Genomic DNA, 20,319 nt, shown 5'->3' on the forward strand with positions numbered 1-20,319 from the left:
ACAAGGACCTCCAGAAAATGAATAATCATTTCAGGTGTATTGGGATCGTCGGCCATCCGCGTCACCCTACCGCATTGACGACACATGAAATGTTGTATCGCTGGCTGTGTGGTAAAGGCTATGAAGTGATGGTCGAGCAGCAGATTGCCCAGGAGTTGCAGCTTAAAAGCGTCAGAACCGGCACGCTGGCGGAAATTGGCCAGCAGGCGGATCTCGCCGTGGTGGTCGGTGGCGACGGCAATATGCTGGGCGCGGCGCGAACGCTGGCTCGCTATGATATTAAGGTTATTGGTGTTAACCGTGGCAATCTCGGTTTCCTGACCGACCTCGACCCGGACAATGCGCAGCAGCAGCTGGCGGACGTGCTGGAAGGCCACTATATCAGTGAAAAAAGGTTTTTGCTGGAAGCCCAGGTGTGTCAGCAGGACTGCCAGAAGCGCATCAGCACCGCCATTAACGAGGTGGTTCTCCACCCCGGTAAAGTGGCGCACATGATCGAATTCGAAGTCTATATCGACGAAATCTTCGCTTTCTCGCAGCGGTCTGACGGGCTGATTATTTCAACCCCGACGGGGTCCACCGCCTACTCGCTTTCAGCCGGAGGTCCAATCCTTACGCCATCGCTGGATGCCATTACTCTGGTGCCGATGTTCCCGCATACGCTCTCGGCGCGTCCGCTGGTGATCAACGGCGACAGCACCATCCGCCTGCGTTTTTCTCATCGCCGCAGCGATCTGGAGATCAGCTGCGACAGTCAGATTGCGCTCCCCATTCAGGAAGGTGAAGATGTCCTCATTCGCCGCTGCGATTACCACCTGAACCTCATTCACCCAAAAGATTACAGCTATTTCAACACATTAAGCTCCAAGCTCGGCTGGTCAAAAAAATTGTTCTGATTTTGCATCCAGCACTTTACTGTATATAAAACCAGTTTATACTGTATACAAACACAGTTATGGTTTTTCACACAGGAAAACAATTATGCTGGCACAACTGACCATCAGCAACTTTGCCATTGTTCGTGAGCTTGAGATCGACTTCCATAGCGGAATGACGGCGATTACCGGTGAAACCGGTGCAGGTAAATCCATTGCCATTGATGCCCTCGGCTTGTGCCTCGGTGGTCGTGCAGAGGGGGATATGGTGCGCACAGGCGCCGCCCGTGCCGATCTCTGCGCCCGCTTCTCGTTAAAAGACACACCTGCCGCCCTGCGCTGGCTGGAAGCAAACCAGCTCGAAGACGGACGTGAGTGTTTACTTCGCCGCGTCATCAGCAGCGATGGCCGCTCCCGCGGTTTTATCAATGGTACAGCGGTTCCCCTCTCCCAGCTTCGCGAGCTGGGCCAGCTGCTCATCCAGATCCATGGTCAGCATGCGCACCAGCAGTTAATCAAACCCGAACAACAGAAAGCCCTGCTTGATGGCTACACAGGTGAGTACGCGCTTACTCAACTCATGGCGGAGCACTATCGTCAGTGGCATCAAAGCTGCCGCGAACTTGCGCAGCATCAGCAGCAAAGCCAGGAGCGTACTGCGCGCGCCGAGCTGCTGGAATATCAGCTGAAAGAGCTGAACGAATTTAACCCGCAGGCGGGTGAATTTGAGCAAATCGACGAAGAGTACAAGCGTCTGGCCAACAGCGGTCAGCTGCTCTCCACCAGCCAGAATGCCCTTAACATGCTGGCGGATGGCGAAGACGTGAATTTGCAGAGCCAGCTGTACAACGTGCGTCAGCTTGTGACCGAGCTGACCGGCATGGACAATAAGCTTTCTGGCGTACTGGAAATGCTGGAAGAGGCCGCGATTCAGATTTCAGAAGCCGGGGATGAGCTGCGCCACTACTGTGAACGTCTGGATCTCGATCCGAACCGTCTGTTCGAGCTTGAGCAACGCATCTCCCGTCAGATTTCACTGGCGCGTAAGCATCACGTTACCCCGGAAGAGCTGCCGAATTACTATCAGTCTCTGCTGGAGGAACAGCAGCAGTTGGACGATCAGGCCGATTCCCTTGAAACCTTGTCTCTGGCGGTTAATCTGCATCATCAGCAGGCGCTGGAAACGGCGAAACGGCTGCACGACGTGCGGCAACACTATGCGCAGGAGCTTAGCCAGCACATTACCGACAGCATGCATACGCTGGCGATGCCGCATGGGGTGTTCACCATAGATGTTCGCTTTGAAGAGAATCACCTGACGGCGGAAGGCGCAGACCGCGTAGAATTCCGCGTCACCACCAACCCGGGCCAGCCTTTGCAGGCAATTTCGAAAGTGGCTTCCGGTGGTGAACTGTCGCGTATCGCCCTGGCCATTCAGGTGATTACCGCCCGTAAAATGGAAACCCCGGCGTTGATTTTCGATGAAGTGGATGTGGGTATCAGCGGCCCGACTGCGGCCGTTGTCGGCAAACTGCTGCGTCAGTTGGGTGAATCGACGCAAGTCATGTGTGTGACTCACCTGCCGCAGGTCGCCGGATGTGGTCATCACCACTTTATCGTCAGCAAGGAAACCGATGGTGAAATGACGGAAACGCACATGAAGCCGCTGGATAAACGCTCACGCTTGCAGGAGCTGGCACGCTTGCTCGGCGGCAGTGAAGTCACTCGCAATACCCTCGCGAATGCGAAAGAACTGCTGGCGGCATAAACTTTTTCGGGATCTCAGGGTCATACAGAACAACAAAAACGCCGCCAGACCGGTTTCAAAGTGGGGCAAGGTCTATTATCATCGGCATATTACATATGAGCCGCGTACTGCTCGGGCCCGAAAAGGAATCAAATCACTATGCGCTGTAAAACGCTGACCGCTGCCGCAGCGGTTCTTCTGATGTTGACCGCAGGCTGTTCCACTCTGGAGAAAGTGGTTTACCGTCCTGACATCAACCAGGGGAACTACCTTACCCCTAACGATGTGTCCAAAATCCGCGTGGGTATGACACAACAGCAGGTCGCTTATGCCCTGGGAACCCCGATGATGTCCGATCCCTTCGGCACAAACACCTGGTTCTATGTATTCCGCCAGCAGCCTGGTCATGAAGATGTAACCCAGCAAACCCTGACGCTGACCTTCAGCAGTGCCGGCGTTCTGACCAACATCGACAACAAGCCTGCCCTGACCAAATAATCAGGCGTCAGCAACGCAAAAAGGTGCTCAATGAGCACCTTTTTTGTGTACATTTATTTGGCTACTTACCGGATTTCTCTGCTCGCTGACGGCGCAACTCTTTCGGGTCGGCAATCAACGGACGATAGATTTCAACCCTGTCGCCCTCTTTCAGCACATCACCGAGCTTAACCGGACGGCTATAAATGCCGACTTTATTCTTCGCCAGGTCAATATCACGGCGAAGTTCAAGGATGCCGGAGGCCCGGATAGCCGCCTCAACGGTGGCGCCCTCTTCAAGCGTCACGCGCTGCAAATACTGCTTCTCCGGCAGCGCATACACCACCTCAACAGCAATCTTATGCGACACTGTAAACCTCTTTGGCGCGCGTGGTGAACGCCTGAACCATATTCGAGGCCAGCTCTTTAAAGATTCGGCCAAACGCCAGTTCGATCAGCTTATTGGTAAATTCAAAATCCAGATGAAACTCAATGCGGCAGGCGTCAGCGCTCAGTGGCGTAAACTTCCACCCTCCCATCAGTTTTTTAAACGGACCATCCACCAGATGCATCAATATACTCTGATTGCTCGTCAGGGTATTGCGCGTGGTGAACGTTTTGCTGATCCCCGCTTTGGAGACATCCACGGCCGCAGTCATCTGCGTCGGGCCAGATTCCAGCACCCGGCTACCGGTGCATCCTGGAATAAATTCCGGATAGGACTGAACGTCGTTCACTAACTGATACATTTGTTCCGCGCTGTAGGGAACAAGCGCAGTACGGCTAATCTGAGGCATAGCATTTTCCATGGTCACACAACAGACAAATAATAACATTTATCACCTGTTAAAAAAACGCTAAGCCTTATCTCGTGCTAATATAGCGCGTTAGACCTCACAGGACGCAATGAGGTGACTTTTTAAAATCAGATTACCGACGGCTTTACGACACTTATGACGAAGAAAAAAGCACATAAACCTGGTTCGGCGACCATTGCGCTTAACAAGCGTGCTCGCCACGAGTATTTCATCGAAGAAGAATTCGAGGCCGGCCTTGCGTTGCAGGGCTGGGAAGTAAAATCGCTGCGTGCCGGGAAAGCCAATATCGGCGACAGCTACGTGATCCTGAAAGACGGTGAGGCCTTCCTGTTCGGCGCGAACTTTACGCCGCTGACCGTCGCCTCTTCACATTACGTTTGCGATCCTACCCGCACCCGTAAGCTGCTGCTGAACAAGCGCGAACTGGAATCCCTCTACGGACGCATCAACCGTGAAGGCTTCACAGTGGTGGCACTCTCTTTGTACTGGAAAAACGCCTGGTGCAAAGTGAAAATCGGCGTGGCGAAAGGTAAGAAACAACACGACAAGCGTACTGACCTGAAAGCACGCGAGTGGCAGCTCGACAAAGCACGTATCATGAAAAACGCAGGACGTTGATTCTGCGCGCTTATTGTACTATTCAATAAGTTAGCGTTTCGGGCTGGTGTCGAGGAAGTAAAATCTGGTATACTAAGTTCAACACTATTGGGGCTGATTCTGGATTCGACGGGATTTGCGAAACCCAAGGTGCATGCCGAGGGGCGGTTTGCCTCGTTAAAAGCCGCAAAAAAATAGTCGCAAACGACGAAAACTACGCTTTAGCAGCTTAATAACCTGCTAAGAGCCCTCTCTCCCTAGCTTCCGCTCTTAAGACGGGGATCAAAGAGAGGTCAAACCCAAAAGAGATCGCGTGGAAACCCTGCCTGGGGTTGAAGCGTTAAAACTAATCAGGCTAGTTCGTTAGTGGCGTGTCTGTCCGCAGCTGGCGTGCGAATGTAAAGACAAACTAAGCATGTAGTACCGAGGATGTAGAAATTTCGGACGCGGGTTCAACTCCCGCCAGCTCCACCACTTTTGATAGGACTGCAACCGGACAGTGGCAATAAAAACAGCCACTTACGGACACTGACCAGACAGCAGGCAGACCGAGAAAAGACAAAAATATGCACGTGAAATGCACGTGCACTTTAAAAGAACCCCAGATTTCATGCGCTGGGGTTTTTCTATTTGTAACTAAGGGTAACAAAAATCCTTCACCATTTTGCACCCTACTCGCCTCGAGACTGTTTTTTTCACAGCAAGCGCTGTATATAATCACAGTCATATTTAAGCAGCGTTCGATGACTAATTTACTAAAGGTGCACAAACTGGTGTGCCAAAGTATTGACCAGACGTTGACATTCTCAGTATCAATAACCGAGATTTTTGCTTCATCGGAAGTTGAAATAACCCCCCTCCACAAACTGACACGACATGCCCTGCCGCCAGCAATTTATCTAAGGCCATATAAACAGCTGTATATAACTCTTATTTGATCATTAATAAACTACGCTAATCGCCCAACCGAATTACCTTACCACCCAACCATTCTTGCTTATACATTAACTGTCTAACAAATTCATAAGTCATGCTTACAGAACCATTATTTTTATCAGGTAAAGAATCCGTTAAATTAACCAACTCTACAATAGCGTGTTTTTTGCATATTTCCGTAGTTATTTTATGTAAGGCATCCAGTCTCCGCCTGCTTGACCTTGCTTTTACGCCGTCAATTTTCTTTTTAGTTTTTAGCCAGTTACTGCTGTATTTTACTTTTCTGCCTAGTATATTATTCAGGTTCCTTAGCTTTTTATTACCTTCCATGTTGGCAAATTGCTCGACCAGACTCTCACACGCTGTGAGTTGCATAAGCCATTCATTATTTAGCAAAATTTTGGTTTTGCTAAATGATGGATGAAGGGGTTCAGGAACAACTTCTTCTGTATTAAAGCTTATATACCATTTATCAAGCTTTCTTGAAATAGTAACATTCTTTAATACTCCTGTTATCTCTCGGCTTTTACGATACTTAACCCACCCTAGTTTGGGCAATGATACTAAATGCTTTTCTTGGTCCAGTCTGACTCTTTGGCATGGCACTCTAAAAGAATCATTACGGCCTTTCTTTTTGAATCGAGGATATTGTGACTTTCCCGAAAAGAAGTTTTTAAAAGCTCTATCCAGATCTCTTAATGATTGTTGCAAGCACTGTGATGGAGCCATTTTTAGCCATGCAAGGCACTCTTCGTTTTTCCAATTAACTAGTTCTGATGCTAGTTGATTGTAATTCAAGAATTTCTTACCCGAATCATAATTCTCATTAATAAGAGCAAGTCCTTTATTGTATACAAATCGACAGGAACCTGCGAAAACCAAAAAGTCATTCATATGAGTTTTATTCGGCTCAAGCAAAAATTTAAATGCCTGTTTCTTAATCACAATAGAACCTATACACGCTCAATTTGAGAAAGCCAATTTTAAATGATGATCGGCTTTTTTATCGAGTGAATATGACGGCTATGTTCAGCTATATTCATTCGATAAAAAAGCCCTGCATGTGCAGGGCTTTACGGTTTAGTAGTGCTGAATTAGCCTTGCAGCAGAGACAGAACCTGCTGAGGAACCTGGTTAGCTTTAGCCAACACGGAGTTACCGGCCTGCTGGATGATCTGCGCTTTAGACATATTTGACACTTCGGTCGCATAGTCGGCGTCCTGAATACGGGACTGCGCTTCAGACAGGTTGGTGGTGGTGTTGTTCAGGTTGGTTACTGCAGAATTCAGACGGTTCTGTACAGCACCCAGGGAAGAACGGAATTTGTCGATAGAGCTGATTGCATCGTCCAGCGCTTTCAGTGGGTCAGCAGTGGTTGCTGCTTTAGTTGCTGCATCTGTGGTGAATTTCCCATCTTCCTGTACATATACAGCCTTACCGGAATTGTTAGTAATGGAGCCGTCTTTCTGCAGGAAAATCTCAGTTTCATTCTTGGCAGCTAACGTACCGTCAGTCTGAGTGTAAGCTTGATTACCACCAATTGTAACTTTGCCAGTATTAGCTGCTACTGTCGTTGTGCCAGTTGTGAAACCAGTCGTTTTGGTAGCAGACTGCATAGCTTCAGCGCTGATTCGGGCACCAGTAACTACAATTGCACCACTCTGACCAGCAACAGTTGCACCCGCTAATTTGATTTCAGTCTTATCTTCGGTCGTAATGGTGACTGGAACTGCCGCCGCAGGAGTAGTTGTGTTTTGAGTAAGAGCATCAAGAGTTGCAGGCTTAATACCAGCACCAGCACTGTTCTGAGTCAGGTTGCCATCAATACCAATGAAAAGCTCGGAACCATCTTTCGCAGTGATTTTACCATCGCTTGACAGAACAACATCTACAGATGTTGCACCAATCTTAACGTTCAGATTAGCGGTATCACCTGCTTTAGGAGTCAGGATAGATTGTAACTTGGCGCTATTACTTGGAGTTGTTGCGTCACCAGCTGCAATAGTAGCATTGAATGTAAAATCATTAGTATCTTTATGATACGTATAGTTATTACCAGTAACAGCGTCGAAACCACTGGTAATATTAGCATTAACTACGGCAGTATCACCTAAGCCAGCAAACACGTCAGCTACGGTAGATTCGTTCAATCCCGCGCTTACTGTATACTTAGTTACGCCATTAGCATCTGCAGCAGGAGCAGCGATAGGACCGCCAGCAGCTGTTGTAGTGAGCTGAGCAGCTGTCAAATCAGCTTTAGTTGCTGCCTTATTAGCCACTGAACCTTCACCATTAACGTTAAAGCCAGTCAGGTTCAGAGTAGACGAGTCAATTTTTTTCAGGTCGATAGTGATGGTCTGGCCATCGTTCGCGCCAACCTGAATTTTCATGGAGCCGTCTTTTGCCAGCACGTTCACGCCGTTGAACTGGGTCTGACCGGATACGCGGTCAATTTCGTCCAGACGGGATTTGATTTCGTCCTGGATGGAGTCCAGGTCAGACTTGGAGTTGGTGCCAGTAGAAGACTGAACAGTCAGCTCACGGATACGCTGTAAGTTGTTGTTGATTTCAGACAGTGCGCCTTCAGTAGTCTGTGCAACGGAGATACCGTCGTTGGCGTTACGGGCAGCCTGAGTCAGACCTTTGATGTTAGAGGTGAAACGGTTAGCAATCGCCTGGCCAGCAGCGTCATCTTTTGCGCTGTTGATACGCAGACCGGAAGACAGACGCTCAATGGCAGTAGACATTGAAGACTGGTTTTTGTTGATGTTGTTCTGGGTGATCAGCGAGAGGCTGTTGGTATTGATGACTTGTGCCATGATAGTAATTCCTATTTGACTGAACTTAAATTAAGTTTACGGCTTCCACCATTTGGCTCCTGCGCCGCTATGTTCACTATCGGCAACGTACTCTGGACCTTTAGAAGAAAAAGTGAAAAACCATCCCCATCTGCTTTCAGGCATCAAACGAAAGATAGTTGTTTACTTTTAATACAATGTGATAAGTTCGTTTTAACGCCCCCTAAACCACCATGATAAAGCTAAACAATTCAATATGTTGAGCATAGTAAATAAACTATCTCGTTTGACAAACTGGCTCCCCCTTCTGAACCTCTAATCTCTTCATTTCTCAGTACTCAACAAGCCAGCATAACTCCATGCTCCGATGGTAAGACCTATCCAAGGCGCAAATGCTTAGCTATCTCATCGGATGGCACCTTGTTTTATCTGTCTTTTTTAGTAGGTGTATGTAAGATGGTTTTACATTACAGTCATTCTCTGTCTAATACATGATCAGGAGATTTGTTCAGTGAATGTTTCCGCCCGTTTTGTTATACTCTTAAATCTTGCATGCGCTGCTTTATTATTTACTCTACTCAATGCCAGGTTTGATTTATTCTGATCAGGATCTCATTTTACTTACTCGAAATCCCTCCTAAGATTCATGCATGTACATATCTTACATCCAATCGAGTAGTAAATCGAAAAGCATCAGGGATGAATAATGACTTGATAAAGGATGTGCTCATAGACCATCGCCCTAACCTTCCATACACAGGTGGGTATGTAGTGTATGAACCCCCGTCCATCTAGTTCCTTCCGATCACCCTTATAGCACTTTTCATGGTGATGTTTTTCCTTGTTACATATTTGGATGCTTGTTTTAAGGCATTATTCATTGCTATTACAGTCACAGGCCTAGCTAATCCTTTAACTCGATTTGATCTACTCTGGAAAACATAAATATCAGAAGGATTGCAATCCTTTCTGTACGCAATTAACTTAGAAAGCAATAAATTTAATCTAATTGTTCGTGGCTCAAATTTTGGAGTTCCAGCCAAGTGCAGCATGTCATCTTCGATATCGGAATATCTCATAGTAATCACCCTGCTGCCTTCAGCACGGAGAGAAAACAATGTTAACCATAAGTCTGCCCATGTTGATGAGATTTTAGACAATTCAAAGTGAATAGCCCTAAACTCTTCAGGTGTAATAGAATCTGTTTTTGCCATGAATACCCCCAATGCTCAACCCAACCGCTTACCAAAATTTCAACAACTTCATTACATTATTTCAATACTTTATTACGAAAATTGGATTAAATGTTCAATATTTTTTTCCTCTGCCACTACCGCGCCGGAAATTTCTTATACAAGGTGCACACCGCAACTCGCAGTAAGCTGGTCGACAGCTGTCGCCCTTGCCTGAGCTTCATCTGACAGAGCCTGCCTTACCTCGGTAATTCCCGCCTCGTTCTGCTCAGTTTTTGCCTCAAGACGAGTAACATCCGTGACGCGAGCCTCCGTCTCAGTGGCGATCACCTCCCGGAGTTGTTCGAAGGTCGCAGAGTTAGCGCCCTGCTGGGCTGTCTGCCGCACGACAACATCAGCAATAGCAAGCGCGTTGCCGATGATTGCTTCTGCTGTCTGCTTATTCGATCCAACCGCCGCTGCAAGACCGTTTGCATTCTCTTTGATTGCATCAGCCAGTTCTGCGAACTTTTCACTGCTCTCCACCGCGCTCTCGATCAGGTCTTTGAACGTATCAGTCTCTTTAATCTCCTCCAGGATTGCATCGGTGATATCGGATACATCAATGCTGGCCTGACTTAATAAGCTCTTCAGCAGCCCGTTCAGAGAAGGATTTCTTCTCACCAGGATTCTCAGCGCCGGATGCCAGTTTCTGTTCCAGATCGAATAGGCGAGTGCCGGATTTGGTCAGCTCTTCCTGTACTTTCATCAGGTCGGACTGCAACTGTTTGGAAACCTGGCCCGTGCTTTCGATTTCTGCTTTCTGCGCATCGAAAAGCTGGGTCATTTTCTGCTGGGATTCTTCGATAGCTTTTTGAATGAGAGCGAGTTCAGACATAATTATTTACCTAAGTTAGAAGGGAAAGATTGGATGCTCTGAAGCAGAGCTTTGATTTGTGCTTCGTTTCCGTCGCCCTCGGACTCGCTCCGAATCGCTGACTTAAACCGGGCAATTAGCCCAACTGCCTGTGATTTGGTGAGGCCGACTGAATCCCTCAGCCAGTTCTCCACATCACGGATCGTTTCAATGCCGTCGACACTTTTCATGGCTGCAATGCCGGCCTGTTCGTTGGCCGGGAAAGTGCAGACGCTTATTTCACGCAGTGCCTGGACATTCTTGAAAATTCGACCGGTGGGAATGGTGGTGTAATCATCTTTTGCAACGGAAAAGCCAACCGACATGCCCTCAACCGTACCGTGCTGCATTGCAGCTTTCAGATCAGTGGCCCCGCTGTGCCCTGGCGTTAGTTGACCGCGCACATACAGCCCTTTTTGGTCTTCTTCCAGACTGTCCCATTTTCCTACTGGCAGTTCCCACGTCCTGTGGTTAAAAAACATCGCCACTTTTCGGGTCTGGTTTGCCAGTGCGTTTTTAAACGCCCCGGGAAGAATGATGTCGCCATCGGAATCAGTGTTATTAAAGACAGAGGCATATCCTTCAAAGATCCCCTGCTTTCCGTCACCAGTGAATTTGATTTCTGTCTCGTCGAAAGAGAGCGTTTTTACAATTTCAGGCATTACGGCCCCCATAAAAATTAAGCCCCGTCATTACGGGGCTCTTTGTTGGTTCCTAAGTCGGTGATCGGCACGTATTGCGCCTGTCGCATTGCCACATCGCCACCAGGTAATGGAGGCATGTTGTCAGTTCGACGCATCTCGTTAATAGTGCGGAGCCCAGATTCGCCCATTGCCTTCATGAAGGCTGCGCGGGATGCAGAATCGCCCCTTAAAAGACCATCAAGATTATGCTCAGCGTGAATCCGGCCAACATCCTTAGCCGGGATAAGCCAACGCTGAATGCTGTTTTCCCACCGGGAGATATAGGGCTGTAGTGTGTACTGTAGAAAACCGAGATTTTGCTGCTCGATGCCTGAGCCCCAGCTCGTTGACTTCTCCACATCGCCGACAAGGTGAGGCGGTACGCCAAAGAATCGCGCCAGCTCGCTAACCTGGAATTTTCGGGACGCCATCATCTCGGCATCCTGTGGCGTTACGCCGATAGGTGAGGTGGTAAATCCTGCTTCCAGAATCCAGAGCCTTTTTTTTACAGGCCCGCCGGCGATCTCTTTAAAGTTCTCTTCAAGCTGATTTCGCTGTGGTTCGGTTAGAACTCTGTCTCCGGTCATGAGAATTTGCGGAGACTTGGCGCCATTAGCAAAGAAATCACGTTGCTGATCCTCCATCGCCACCGCCACCCCTGCCGATTTACAGGCAAAAGCAATTGGTGACAGGCCGACCAGCCCGGTGAATCCGAAGCCTTTAAGGTGAAAAATCTCTCTCTGCGAAAAATCGGCATATTCGCTGTCTCGCTGATAGCGATAAACCACTTTTTTTCCGACAAGTTTCACATCCATACTGGCTGACTGAAGCGGGAGAAGGCTGATCACGTCACCCGCACTGTTGCGGTCAATCAGTGCATACGCGTTACCGAAGAAACAGAGCTGCATTGTCATGGCCTCCCTGAATTCCTGGGCGGTCATGTACTGATTCGGTGAGTAGCGCAGCAGTCGCGCCAGTGGATTGCTCAAATCCACTTTTTTACGGTTGTCATTCTGGTCTGTTTCGAAGACATCAAGCGGTAAGCATGCCGTGAGCGTTGAAATCAGGCTCACGCAGCGCCACACAGTCGAAATTTGCAGTATCCGTGCTTGGGAAAGGCGATCAGGTTGTCGTCCTGGTCCTGATGCCCGTTTTTGGTATTCCGTGCATCACGATCGTTCTGATTACGTTTCTTCTGGTCGCGACTTTCGCCGTTGGTTGCGTGGGAATGGATCTGGAGGTCGCGGCGCTGAGCCAGGATAGTTCGTTGTAGCTCAACAATTTGCTTGCGGAGGTCTTTAATAAGGCCTTCGTCTCGCTCCTCCCCGCGTATACGCTCTTCTTTACGTAAATCCTTGCGTAAAACGGTGATATAGAGCTGATTATTAGCAAGTTCTACGGCGGCCAGCAGGTCGGCAGGCGTCCAGCTGTCCAGAGCTTTCGATCTGATATTGTCATGCCAGAATGGTTCGGCTTTTTTCTCCAAACCTGCATGGGACGGCGGATCGATGGTGTCCACAGCTGCATTTTTCATGGCCTGAACCGCTGCCGCCGAACTGTCGGAACGGGTTCGTTTATCTGCCATATGTCAACACCTTAAAACTAAAAAAATCGGGTTAGCGTTAAATTCAAACTTTGGCGGCGGTCATTTGGGGCAAAGGTTTTGAAGATTTGATCCCCCCCTGCCCTTGATGGGATTCATTCTCACTTGAAATGATTGCAGTTGAAACGATTACAATCGTTCATAATCTGCTTTGCTTCGTCATGCCAGGAGGTCTGTTTATCAACCTGTTCGAGTTTCTGAGCGCCTTTCCCATGCTCGGGCCACACATGACCTGAGAAGGTCAGCGTCGGCACGTTTTCTCCTACCGTGTGAGAGAACTGAATAGAGGTAACAGTCTTCATCGCCACGCCATCAATTGCCAGCTGAACAAACTTACCATCGCGGTATTCAATGATGAGGTCTTTCATTATGTCCTCCAGTGAGATGCAGGATCGAGCGGATAGCCGTTGGCATCACAGCCTATTACCGCGCCGCTCTTCTCCATTCTCTGTTTCGTTGAATCATGATGTGCTTTGCACAGTGGCTGCCAGTTATCTTTATTCCAGAACAGGAGCTGTGCTTTCGATATGGCCAGCGGGTTACCTGACTTAAGCGCATCTTTCAGTTTGTGGGGCACGATATGATCAACCACCGTTGCTGGTGTTATGCGCCCCTGCTGCTCGCACATCACACACAGTGGGTGCTGCTGGAGAAAACGCAGACGGGCCTTATCCCATCGGCTGCCATATACACGGGGCTCTTTGTTCATGCCAGTCTCCATGCACGGCGGCGTTCTGTCCTCGGCTCATTGTCAGGGTGACGCTCAACCGCCGGCATGTCGGCGTGATCCACCAGCGAGTAACACGGATAAATCACCCTGCCACCGAACGCCTCACCGACGGCGTAATCAGCTGCCAGCGTTTTATTCCATGCGCTGAGCATGCGCGCCAGCCTGCCCTGAGGAGGGCTATAACATACCCCGTGAATCAGCTTGCTTAATACGATGTGGTCACCGCAGACGCGATCCGCATCCACCAGCATTCCGGCTATCTCTTTCTGATACTGCGGCGGTCGGCCCGTACCGAGATAAAAGCTCAGCATGTCATCAGGGAAGCGCACCAGCCAGTCAGTTACCTTTTCGGTGAATCCCTGCACCGGTAGCGCGTCATCTTCCAACACTACCACCCGGCATGTTTGTTCTGCTGCCCACTCCAGCGCGCGTCGGTGATTCCAGTTCGCGCCGTGGTTACCGTCATCAACCAGCAGATGAGCATGCAGTAGCGCAGCAAGACGTTGTGCATGATCTATCCGGGTGTGATGAGCGCAAACTACGAATTTCATGTGTAAGCCTCTGTCGGTGCGTGGGTGTGAACTCGTTTTCTGGCAGCGATAATTTCTTTTTCTGCGTCAGAAAGATTTTTAAACCATTTTTGCCACACCACTTCTCCACAGTTGAACAGAGTGGCCCGCCACATATTTCCGTCCTTATATACACCTCTCACACCTGATTCGGCTCTCCCGGCAAGTGAAAGATTTTGCATATTCTGAGAGCGAGTAGCCAACCTAAGATGATTTACATTCACACATGCTCTATTGCGGCAAATGTGGTCAATCTCCATTCCGTCAGGTATTTGGCCTTTTTCTCTTTCCCAGGCATATCGGTGGGCTGAAATGATGCGGCCTTCCGATTTTAGTTGTGGGTATCCTTTGCTGTTTTTTGCACCGGTCCACAGTAAGCACTCACCTGATATCTCGGTACTGAATTCAAATCTCACCTCAGGTGAGGCAAACCTGTCTTTCCCGGCGAGAGGATCGCCAAATTTCCTCATCCGAATGTAGTGTTTGTTGCATAGGTTACGCGCTAAAACTTTATTGCAGCATCCGGAAACATTGCAGAATCTAGTCATAGATAATTTCCTTCGCTCATAAAAAAAGCCGCACAATGGCGGCTACTGTTTGAATATCAGGGTGTTACTTCTCATTAACCCTGGTTAAGGTAAGCACTCAGCCCGTCAGTGGTGGGACACTGGCGCACTCATATAAAGAGGGATGGCTGATAACCTCTGGATAAGGGGTATAAATGACCAACTATAATTTTGATAGTGTTAATACAGACGTACCTGTAAACCATGAAGAAGTTTCATATGCCCTTCTTGCAGTTTTAGCCGCGCTTGGTAAATCAATTGCTGGTGATGATCCAAAGAAACAAGAGGATTTACTGAAAAATCTAGACCATGCATATATGTATAATAATGGTTTAGGCACCAATGTAGATGTTGAGATAGCCCGGATGGCAAAAATCATCAAAGCGGCCCTATAACAACCCTGGCAATACCTTTGCTATCATACTGAGTTATGATCACTTCTTTCGTCTGTAGCTCCCGTGCGGCTTCTGTTTGAGCCGCATTTTTCTTTTCAGTTTTTGGGTTCTTCAACACTTTGGCTTTCTGTTCATTTGCCATATAACCTCCTACTATTTGTGACGCCACCAGGCGCTCTCTTTGCCTAAGCCGTCAGTTTTGAAAACGGTATGCACCAGAGGGTCGGTGACCAGCCTGTCAGCGAATGACTGCGCAACAATGCCGAACGCCATCATGTCACCCACCGCAGCGACAGCCTGTTCTTTCTTCCAGAAACGATAACTCTCGATCCGGTAGTAAAGACGGATGATGCCGTGAGCAAACGCCATTACATCAGCGCGGGTACCACCCAGCAGCCCAGCGTTAAGCATCACATCGTTTCGGTGCGCTTCAATGAACTCCTGATAGATGCGCTCTGGGTGATTCTGCTTTGCCCAGGTGTCGGCGTAGGTCTTCGGTTCTGAACCGACATACACCTTTCCGGCTTCCATTTCTTCCCACGGCGCGCGAAGCATTTCGACATCGGTACCATCGGTACACCAGACGAACCGGTATTCAGGGTGATCTCGTAGGTGCTGCCAGATGTGCAGCCAGCGACGAAAGTAGACATTCATCTTCACGTCAGGTACGAGATACAGCTCAACATCTGCCGGGGCAGTCAGTAATTCATCCACCAGCGCAATACGTCCACAATTCCGAAGCGAGTCCGCCCACTTGATCAGCATGTCAGGTGAGGCCGTCAGTTTCGTGCCGCGCTGAGGGTCAGGCTGGCTGGTCAGTAACGTAGTGATAACCACGTCGCTCTGCTGCCGGTATTCAACGTAACCAGTAAACCCGGCATCACGCCGTTCGTTGTGGATCTTCACGTTACGTTCCACCAGCGCCTGTCGGTCGGGACGCGGCACCGAACGATCTACCGCTTCATGCTCGTCGAGAGAATGAATCAGCTTTTCTGAACCGACCACATCACCGTAAGCCCACGTCGTCAGGCCAGCGTTATGGATACGTAGCGCGAGGTCACTGTGTTCATACATACCACGGCCGTATATCGGATCGAATCCACCTACTTTCTCAATGGCGCTGCGGTGGTAATACAGCATCACGCCGCGCTGCCCGGTATACGCCACATGCTGATCGTCACGGTAAAGCACCGAAAGGTCATTGAGCTTATTCTGGCCAGCAAGATCGAGAAACTGGTAAGCCAGGTGCGGTTCGGGTGATTCGATGTATGGCAGGTGCCAGTTATCAGCGATGGGCCAGGCGTCATCATCCCAAAGGAAAAGATGCTCACACCCGGCATCCATCAGCGCGGTTAAACTGGCGTTCTTCGAAGCAACAATGCCGAGTGATGTTTCATGGCGAAGCAGCTGCACGCCGTCAGGTACTACTGCGACAGGTTTAGAGCCGTCGTCGATAACCACCACCAGCGCCCCGGCGGGCAGATGTTTAATGTGCTGCTCAATGGCGCGGTTTAAAACGTCTGGCCGATTGTGGGTAGTAATGGCAATGCCAATCCGTGACGCTGAAGCGCAGGCAGGCACAAACGGGACACCATCAATAGTGACCTGCATAATTTTCCTCTGGGAGTTTATTAATCATCTCATTCGCAATAATGGATGAGCTGACGCCAACGATGGATGATGCTGATAGTTAATCAATCAATAGATAGAACAAAATCTACCCACTGGTCTGATATGTATTGGTTGATGATACGTGTCATTATTTTTGCGAATTAAACAAACAATAAGGTCATTTATGAAAAAGTTAATTATGGTAGCCCTGATTGCAGGCGCTGTTTCTGGCTGTGCCCAGCAATCATTCTCAGTAAACAAAGCGCCAGTGACTGCCCCACAGCAAGTCACGACACATCATTTCTTCGTTAGCGGGATTGGTCAATCCAAGCAAATTGATGCAGCTCAGGTTTGCGGTGGTGCAGATAAAGTTGTTCGTACTGAAGTTCAGCAGACTTTTGTAAACGGACTGCTGGGATTTGTCACCTTCGGCATCTATACCCCTCGTGAAGCACGTGTCTATTGCGCGAAGTAATATTTCAGTGCAAGTGAAACTGAGACTCTGGTAGCCCTCCATGCGAGGGCATTTTTTTACTATGCTGCCCTTCGCTTGTTAAATATCGAGTCTTTTCTACAATTTAATGGTGCTTTGCTATGTCAGGTAAAGCCGTCGTTCAGAAGTACCTGTGAGCTCAAGGACGAGCCAACTTATTGCAGTTCGCCTGCCACGCTTTGTTATACGTCAGGATGTCTTTCTTGGTCTGCCGGTCCAGCACATCCCAGTCGTGGTCCGTTCCGTAGATGGGTTTAACCCAGTCGCAAGCCGTGTCCACTACCTCAACCCTTACGGGTCCAGTTGTCCCGCAGCTCGCGATCAACATCGTCATCAGGCATACGGTTAACATTCTGCTGTACATTGCTGGCCTCTTTCGTTGCTTCTACACGGCGTTCGGCTGCTGACTCAATGGCGAGGCCTTTTCTTCTGTGCGCTGTCGGTCTGCTTTTTCTTCAGCACGTTCACGCCCGCGAAAACGGCCCACACCAAACGCACCAAGCACCATCAGGATCGCAACTCCGATTGCCGCCAGTACAGATTTGAGTGTCGTCATAGGCTCACCCGCTCGCGCATCCAGCCATAAACGAATGACTCGTTAGCCGGCCGCTGTTCTGCCAGCTCAAGATAACGCTGGCCCTGGCTACAGTTCAGTGCGCGAAGCAATACGATTTCCCCTTCGCCGCCTCGTTTCTCCAGGAAGGACTTTAGCGCGCTGATGCTACGTGGGCCGATTTGCCCGTCGGCGATCAGATCCGGATAGGCTAGCACCGCGACACTCAGGCGATGACGCTTTCCCTCTTTCCGGAAAAACATCAGCCTGACCATGATTAGCAGGCAAACTATGGCGTTTGCATCCATCAGAAGAAGCTGCCATGTCATTTATCTTCCTCCCCCAGCCCCGGCATCTTCCCGCTTTTGGATTTGCGGAGAATACGCAGCAGGACTGCCACGGAAATGGAAGCAGTGACAATTGCACCGACAGCTGGCGATACCTCAATGCTGGCCGGTGGCTTCATCAGGCTTAACGGCGTGTTGATGATTCCGGCCATGATTTTCGCCATGGGGACGGAGAAGAACACGCCACTGATAAACGATATCAGCGCAAAGATAGCCTGCTTCCAGAGTTGATGGGGATCTGAGGTCAGAACGTATAGCGCCGTTCCGGCGAGTGATCCGAGCATCACTGCTGGAGTCGCCTCCGGAAACAGCGTGGCAAAGGTTACACCGACTGATGACGATGTAAGACCAACGCCTACGATAGTGAAGGTCTCAGACATATTTATTCCGTGTGTAGTTGGTTCAGGCCCTCGGGACGATTTAACAAGTAGGCGTGTCGATGATGGTTCCCGGAGCCTGAAAAAGAAAAGCCCCGGCAGGATGCCGAGGCTTATGATTGTTGGCCTGACCTCGCGGATAATTCCAACTTACCACCATCCATTAGCGACGAGACCAATGGCGCGGGGATAAAGCAGGAATTGCGACCATAAAAAAACCCCGCCGGCTGGCGAGGTTTCGAATGTTATGTGTCAGTGCGTAGTGACAACTCATAGCAGAATACTATATATTTTGCGTACGCGTTAGTTTTTTAAAGTATGCTCGCCTAAACTCTAACCTTAAGGAAAAGCGATGAACTTCTCAAAACAAAAGCAAGCCAACCTAACCCGCAAGGTTACGGTTAGGGCATTTAAAGTAAACTCAAATAATAACAACAACTTATATAAGCAGATCGCAGCTAGTAAAAGTTTAGCTGCGGGCACCATCATTCAATATTCAGCTACCAAGCACATCAAATGCAAAGAACTCAAAACTATAAATAATACACATTTTATTCACTTTACTTCATACAACCCTAATGAGCAGGTCTCAGTCTCACCTATCAATCCTAAAGATAAAGATCTTTTTCCAGTCAAAAACCATGACAACCTGCATGCTTTCTACATGATTAAAGGGAACAAAATAGCATCACTAATGTTAATATCGACTAATTGGCCAGAGGTTAAGACCAGCAAATTATTTGGTCATTTTAAGATAGACATTATTCCAACATGCATCCTCCGCCAGGATACAGTTGCGAAATTGCAATCAGACGGATTAAAAGCGGTCCATGTAAATCTGGAAGTAATGAGCTCTGATTTTAATAAACAACCTGGCTTTTTAAAATCATTAATCCAAAATGAACCAGCTGTAAAACAGACAGGAATTTCAGGTCATCTAACTATTGATCATAAAGGAAACCCACAACTCGCTAAATCTATTGAAAATAATCCAACCCCTTGGATAAGTGATTTAGATAGTGACTTTTACTTTGAAACAAAAAAAAGCGAAAAAATAACCAGTGACAGCTTAAGGCTAACACAGGTATACTACACTATTCCCTATGGGGCAAAGTCGATCCTGTCAAAATATGCGGAAGAAATTTTAAGCGATTTTGTAAAAAACGAGTTTTAATGAGATTTCTAAGAGGCTTGAGATAATGAGAAACCTTGATATAAATGCAATTGCTATCACAGCGTTAAACATGCTCGCCTCTTTATTTTTTTCTTATTTCTTTACTGAAACTCTTACTAATAACACTGACGCACTCAACTTGGTTGCCAATATATTCTCAATATTGACTGGCTTTTTATTGTTAGTCATCACACTGTCAGGCGATAATTCTTCCGTTTCACTTGGACTAACTGAAGTTGAGCGCACATATCAAACAAATAGATTCTTAATTAGATTCAATAGATATTACAGTTTGTTTTTGTTGTATCTTTTAACATTAGCACTAATTTTCATATATTACTTACTCTCAAAAGATAAAAGCCACGCAGGTTTGGCTTTATCATTATCAATAAGCGTGATAACCCATGCAATATCATTCTTAACTTGCTTCTCATTTATTCAGTCTACGTTCATACCTTTGAAATTGAAAAAGCTTTACACAGAGAAGAAAGAACTTAATGATAAATCAGGCAGCTAGTGCTGCCTGATACTCAGCTTAACATACAAATGCAGCCATCAATAAACCCCATTGCAGTTTGTAGTTCTTTCCTAATAGTACCATCGGAGACTTTTCTTTTTTTCGCAATTGCTCTCAATGAGATTCCGATAACGAAATGAGCAATCAGAAGTTCACATTCATTAGGTTTGAATTTTTTCAACCTCGCAACGCATCCATCAATCATGATCCCCTCATCATCGTTACACTGAGGCCGTGATTTCTTACCGTGCGGCAGGAGCCCTTTGAATCCAGCTGCAATTGGCTGCCAGTCCACTCCGTTGTGATCTGAGGCAGCCCAGGCCCCCCAACGATCCATAACCTCGTACATATCACGCATTGCGGTT

Annotated in this window: 25 protein-coding genes, 1 other RNA gene and 3 pseudogenes; 8 read left to right on the forward strand and 21 right to left on the reverse strand. The window is 48.2% G+C overall.

The window, feature by feature from the left end; translation table 11 throughout:
* The first annotated feature begins 17 nt into the window (after positions 1-17).
* From nadK to bamE, 3 genes are all read left to right on the forward strand, one after another.
* Positions 18-896, forward strand: a complete 879-nt coding sequence (gene nadK / locus SK53_RS11460; RefSeq protein ID WP_003863124.1) for an NAD(+) kinase — start codon at positions 18-20, stop codon at positions 894-896.
* 85 nt (positions 897-981) lie between these two features.
* Positions 982-2,643 carry a DNA repair protein RecN gene (gene recN / locus SK53_RS11465; RefSeq protein WP_048209444.1) on the forward strand — a complete coding sequence of 554 codons (1,662 nt, stop codon included), beginning with the start codon at positions 982-984 and terminating at the stop codon, positions 2,641-2,643.
* 138 nt (positions 2,644-2,781) lie between these two features.
* Entirely contained in the window at positions 2,782-3,120 is a 339-nt protein-coding gene (bamE, locus tag SK53_RS11470; RefSeq protein WP_003863121.1) for an outer membrane protein assembly factor BamE, read from the forward strand.
* A 61-nt stretch (positions 3,121-3,181) separates the two neighbouring features.
* On the opposite strand, the gene SK53_RS11475 is transcribed toward bamE, so the two are convergent.
* Both SK53_RS11475 and SK53_RS11480 read right to left on the reverse strand, forming a co-directional pair.
* Positions 3,182-3,469 (reverse strand): RnfH family protein, encoded by a 288-nt coding sequence (locus SK53_RS11475; protein ID WP_003863119.1) that lies wholly within the window; start codon positions 3,467-3,469, stop codon positions 3,182-3,184.
* The gene (locus SK53_RS11480) at positions 3,459-3,896 is read right to left on the reverse strand and encodes a type II toxin-antitoxin system RatA family toxin (protein WP_003863117.1); all 438 of its coding nucleotides are present in this window, start codon (positions 3,894-3,896) and stop codon (positions 3,459-3,461) included. Before SK53_RS11480 ends, SK53_RS11475 begins: the two co-directional genes overlap by 11 nt.
* 156 nt (positions 3,897-4,052) lie before the next feature.
* Between SK53_RS11480 and smpB the strand changes: the two genes are divergently transcribed.
* On the forward strand, positions 4,053-4,535 hold the full coding sequence (gene smpB, locus SK53_RS11485; RefSeq protein ID WP_003863115.1) for an SsrA-binding protein SmpB: 483 nt from the start codon (positions 4,053-4,055) through the stop codon (positions 4,533-4,535).
* A gap of 89 nt (positions 4,536-4,624) precedes the next feature.
* Positions 4,625-4,988, forward strand: a transfer-messenger RNA (tmRNA) gene (gene ssrA / locus SK53_RS22775).
* A 480-nt stretch (positions 4,989-5,468) separates the two neighbouring features.
* Here ssrA and SK53_RS11490 read toward each other — a convergent pair.
* From SK53_RS11490 to SK53_RS22290, 12 genes and pseudogenes are all read right to left on the reverse strand, one after another.
* On the reverse strand, positions 5,469-6,395 hold the full coding sequence (locus tag SK53_RS11490; protein WP_048209445.1) for an RNA-guided endonuclease InsQ/TnpB family protein: 927 nt from the start codon (positions 6,393-6,395) through the stop codon (positions 5,469-5,471).
* A 149-nt stretch (positions 6,396-6,544) separates the two neighbouring features.
* On the reverse strand, positions 6,545-8,269 hold the full coding sequence (locus tag SK53_RS11495) for a FliC/FljB family flagellin (RefSeq protein ID WP_048209446.1): 1,725 nt from the start codon (positions 8,267-8,269) through the stop codon (positions 6,545-6,547).
* Positions 8,270-9,039: 770 nt separating this feature from the next.
* Entirely contained in the window at positions 9,040-9,462 is a 423-nt protein-coding gene (locus SK53_RS23620) for a hypothetical protein (protein WP_075262529.1), read from the reverse strand.
* 135 nt (positions 9,463-9,597) lie between these two features.
* Entirely contained in the window at positions 9,598-10,104 is a 507-nt protein-coding gene (locus SK53_RS11500) for a hypothetical protein (RefSeq protein ID WP_242637247.1), read from the reverse strand.
* A pseudogene (locus tag SK53_RS11505) lies at positions 10,055-10,318 on the reverse strand (phage major capsid protein); the annotation flags it as partial. The gene SK53_RS11500 and the pseudogene SK53_RS11505, both read right to left, overlap by 50 nt.
* A gap of 2 nt (positions 10,319-10,320) precedes the next feature.
* Positions 10,321-10,998: an HK97 family phage prohead protease gene (locus SK53_RS11510; RefSeq protein WP_048209449.1), complete on the reverse strand. Its 678-nt coding sequence runs from the start codon at positions 10,996-10,998 to the stop codon at positions 10,321-10,323.
* A gap of 17 nt (positions 10,999-11,015) precedes the next feature.
* Positions 11,016-12,137: pseudogene (locus tag SK53_RS11515) on the reverse strand (phage portal protein); the annotation flags it as partial.
* Positions 12,089-12,604: a terminase gene (locus SK53_RS11520; protein WP_048209451.1), complete on the reverse strand. Its 516-nt coding sequence runs from the start codon at positions 12,602-12,604 to the stop codon at positions 12,089-12,091. The gene SK53_RS11520 and the pseudogene SK53_RS11515, both read right to left, overlap by 49 nt.
* A 119-nt stretch (positions 12,605-12,723) precedes the next feature.
* Positions 12,724-12,990 carry a hypothetical protein gene (locus tag SK53_RS11525; RefSeq protein WP_048209452.1) on the reverse strand — a complete coding sequence of 89 codons (267 nt, stop codon included), beginning with the start codon at positions 12,988-12,990 and terminating at the stop codon, positions 12,724-12,726.
* Positions 12,990-13,331 carry an HNH endonuclease gene (locus tag SK53_RS11530; protein WP_048209453.1) on the reverse strand — a complete coding sequence of 114 codons (342 nt, stop codon included), beginning with the start codon at positions 13,329-13,331 and terminating at the stop codon, positions 12,990-12,992. Before SK53_RS11530 ends, SK53_RS11525 begins: the two co-directional genes overlap by 1 nt.
* Positions 13,328-13,903 carry a hypothetical protein gene (locus SK53_RS11535; protein WP_048209454.1) on the reverse strand — a complete coding sequence of 192 codons (576 nt, stop codon included), beginning with the start codon at positions 13,901-13,903 and terminating at the stop codon, positions 13,328-13,330. The genes SK53_RS11530 and SK53_RS11535 overlap by 4 nt, the downstream gene beginning before the upstream one ends.
* Positions 13,900-14,469 carry an HNH endonuclease signature motif containing protein gene (locus tag SK53_RS22290; protein WP_053070168.1) on the reverse strand — a complete coding sequence of 190 codons (570 nt, stop codon included), beginning with the start codon at positions 14,467-14,469 and terminating at the stop codon, positions 13,900-13,902. The genes SK53_RS11535 and SK53_RS22290 overlap by 4 nt, the downstream gene beginning before the upstream one ends.
* A gap of 173 nt (positions 14,470-14,642) precedes the next feature.
* Between SK53_RS22290 and SK53_RS11545 the strand changes: the two genes are divergently transcribed.
* Positions 14,643-14,882, forward strand: a complete 240-nt coding sequence (locus SK53_RS11545) for a hypothetical protein (protein WP_047359596.1) — start codon at positions 14,643-14,645, stop codon at positions 14,880-14,882.
* Here the strand turns inward: SK53_RS11545 and SK53_RS23625 are convergent.
* A complete protein-coding gene (locus tag SK53_RS23625; protein WP_154816538.1) occupies positions 14,866-15,024 on the reverse strand; it encodes a hypothetical protein in 159 nt (52 codons plus the stop codon). The genes SK53_RS11545 and SK53_RS23625 overlap by 17 nt on opposite strands.
* Positions 15,025-15,035: 11 nt before the next feature.
* A complete protein-coding gene (locus SK53_RS11550; RefSeq protein WP_048209455.1) occupies positions 15,036-16,493 on the reverse strand; it encodes a glycosyltransferase family 2 protein in 1,458 nt (485 codons plus the stop codon).
* Positions 16,494-16,677: 184 nt separating this feature from the next.
* Here SK53_RS11550 and SK53_RS11555 point away from each other — a divergent pair, with 184 nt between their 5' ends.
* Positions 16,678-16,968: a Bor family protein gene (locus tag SK53_RS11555; RefSeq protein ID WP_048209456.1), complete on the forward strand. Its 291-nt coding sequence runs from the start codon at positions 16,678-16,680 to the stop codon at positions 16,966-16,968.
* Positions 16,969-17,125: 157 nt separating this feature from the next.
* Here the strand turns inward: SK53_RS11555 and SK53_RS11560 are convergent, their stop codons facing one another.
* From SK53_RS11560 to SK53_RS11575, 4 genes and pseudogenes are all read right to left on the reverse strand, one after another.
* Positions 17,126-17,266, reverse strand: coding sequence for a hypothetical protein (locus tag SK53_RS11560; RefSeq protein ID WP_242637248.1), 141 nt, complete (start codon positions 17,264-17,266; stop codon positions 17,126-17,128).
* 4 nt (positions 17,267-17,270) lie between these two features.
* Positions 17,271-17,542: pseudogene (locus tag SK53_RS11565) on the reverse strand (hypothetical protein).
* On the reverse strand, positions 17,539-17,868 hold the full coding sequence (locus SK53_RS23925; protein WP_075262531.1) for a putative peptidoglycan-binding domain-containing protein: 330 nt from the start codon (positions 17,866-17,868) through the stop codon (positions 17,539-17,541). Before SK53_RS23925 ends, SK53_RS11565 begins: the two are co-directional and overlap by 4 nt.
* On the reverse strand, positions 17,865-18,266 hold the full coding sequence (locus tag SK53_RS11575) for a putative holin (RefSeq protein ID WP_001514183.1): 402 nt from the start codon (positions 18,264-18,266) through the stop codon (positions 17,865-17,867). The genes SK53_RS23925 and SK53_RS11575 overlap by 4 nt, the downstream gene beginning before the upstream one ends.
* A 349-nt stretch (positions 18,267-18,615) precedes the next feature.
* Here SK53_RS11575 and SK53_RS11580 point away from each other — a divergent pair, with 349 nt between their 5' ends.
* Positions 18,616-19,437: a hypothetical protein gene (locus SK53_RS11580; RefSeq protein ID WP_048209458.1), complete on the forward strand. Its 822-nt coding sequence runs from the start codon at positions 18,616-18,618 to the stop codon at positions 19,435-19,437.
* Between the two features lie 530 nt (positions 19,438-19,967).
* Here the strand turns inward: SK53_RS11580 and SK53_RS11590 are convergent.
* Entirely contained in the window at positions 19,968-20,312 is a 345-nt protein-coding gene (locus tag SK53_RS11590) for an antiterminator Q family protein (protein WP_048209709.1), read from the reverse strand.
* Positions 20,313-20,319 lie beyond the last annotated feature (7 nt).

It is taken from the genome of Enterobacter sp. MGH119, from assembly GCF_001037675.1.
GTDB lineage: Bacteria > Pseudomonadota > Gammaproteobacteria > Enterobacterales > Enterobacteriaceae > Enterobacter > Enterobacter hormaechei_C.

What these genes read in the sequence shown, in the direction of transcription:
- nadK (WP_003863124.1), top strand. Translation starts at nt 18, where the DNA reads ATGAATAATCATTTCAGGTGTATTGGGATCGTCGGCCATCCGCGTCAC.
- recN (WP_048209444.1), top strand. Translation starts at nt 982, where the DNA reads ATGCTGGCACAACTGACCATCAGCAACTTTGCCATTGTTCGTGAGCTT.
- bamE (WP_003863121.1), top strand. Translation starts at nt 2,782, where the DNA reads ATGCGCTGTAAAACGCTGACCGCTGCCGCAGCGGTTCTTCTGATGTTG.
- SK53_RS11480 (WP_003863117.1), bottom strand. Translation starts at nt 3,896, where the DNA reads ATGCCTCAGATTAGCCGTACTGCGCTTGTTCCCTACAGCGCGGAACAA.
- smpB (WP_003863115.1), top strand. Translation starts at nt 4,053, where the DNA reads ATGACGAAGAAAAAAGCACATAAACCTGGTTCGGCGACCATTGCGCTT.
- SK53_RS11495 (WP_048209446.1), bottom strand. Translation starts at nt 8,269, where the DNA reads ATGGCACAAGTCATCAATACCAACAGCCTCTCGCTGATCACCCAGAAC.
- SK53_RS23620 (WP_075262529.1), bottom strand. Translation starts at nt 9,462, where the DNA reads ATGGCAAAAACAGATTCTATTACACCTGAAGAGTTTAGGGCTATTCAC.
- SK53_RS11510 (WP_048209449.1), bottom strand. Translation starts at nt 10,998, where the DNA reads ATGCCTGAAATTGTAAAAACGCTCTCTTTCGACGAGACAGAAATCAAA.
- SK53_RS11520 (WP_048209451.1), bottom strand. Translation starts at nt 12,604, where the DNA reads ATGGCAGATAAACGAACCCGTTCCGACAGTTCGGCGGCAGCGGTTCAG.
- SK53_RS11525 (WP_048209452.1), bottom strand. Translation starts at nt 12,990, where the DNA reads ATGAAAGACCTCATCATTGAATACCGCGATGGTAAGTTTGTTCAGCTG.
- SK53_RS11530 (WP_048209453.1), bottom strand. Translation starts at nt 13,331, where the DNA reads ATGAACAAAGAGCCCCGTGTATATGGCAGCCGATGGGATAAGGCCCGT.
- SK53_RS11535 (WP_048209454.1), bottom strand. Translation starts at nt 13,903, where the DNA reads ATGAAATTCGTAGTTTGCGCTCATCACACCCGGATAGATCATGCACAA.
- SK53_RS22290 (WP_053070168.1), bottom strand. Translation starts at nt 14,469, where the DNA reads ATGACTAGATTCTGCAATGTTTCCGGATGCTGCAATAAAGTTTTAGCG.
- SK53_RS11545 (WP_047359596.1), top strand. Translation starts at nt 14,643, where the DNA reads ATGACCAACTATAATTTTGATAGTGTTAATACAGACGTACCTGTAAAC.
- SK53_RS23625 (WP_154816538.1), bottom strand. Translation starts at nt 15,024, where the DNA reads ATGGCAAATGAACAGAAAGCCAAAGTGTTGAAGAACCCAAAAACTGAA.
- SK53_RS11550 (WP_048209455.1), bottom strand. Translation starts at nt 16,493, where the DNA reads ATGCAGGTCACTATTGATGGTGTCCCGTTTGTGCCTGCCTGCGCTTCA.
- SK53_RS11555 (WP_048209456.1), top strand. Translation starts at nt 16,678, where the DNA reads ATGAAAAAGTTAATTATGGTAGCCCTGATTGCAGGCGCTGTTTCTGGC.
- SK53_RS23925 (WP_075262531.1), bottom strand. Translation starts at nt 17,868, where the DNA reads ATGACATGGCAGCTTCTTCTGATGGATGCAAACGCCATAGTTTGCCTG.
- SK53_RS11575 (WP_001514183.1), bottom strand. Translation starts at nt 18,266, where the DNA reads ATGTCTGAGACCTTCACTATCGTAGGCGTTGGTCTTACATCGTCATCA.
- SK53_RS11580 (WP_048209458.1), top strand. Translation starts at nt 18,616, where the DNA reads ATGAACTTCTCAAAACAAAAGCAAGCCAACCTAACCCGCAAGGTTACG.
- SK53_RS11590 (WP_048209709.1), bottom strand. Translation starts at nt 20,312, where the DNA reads ATGCGTGATATGTACGAGGTTATGGATCGTTGGGGGGCCTGGGCTGCC.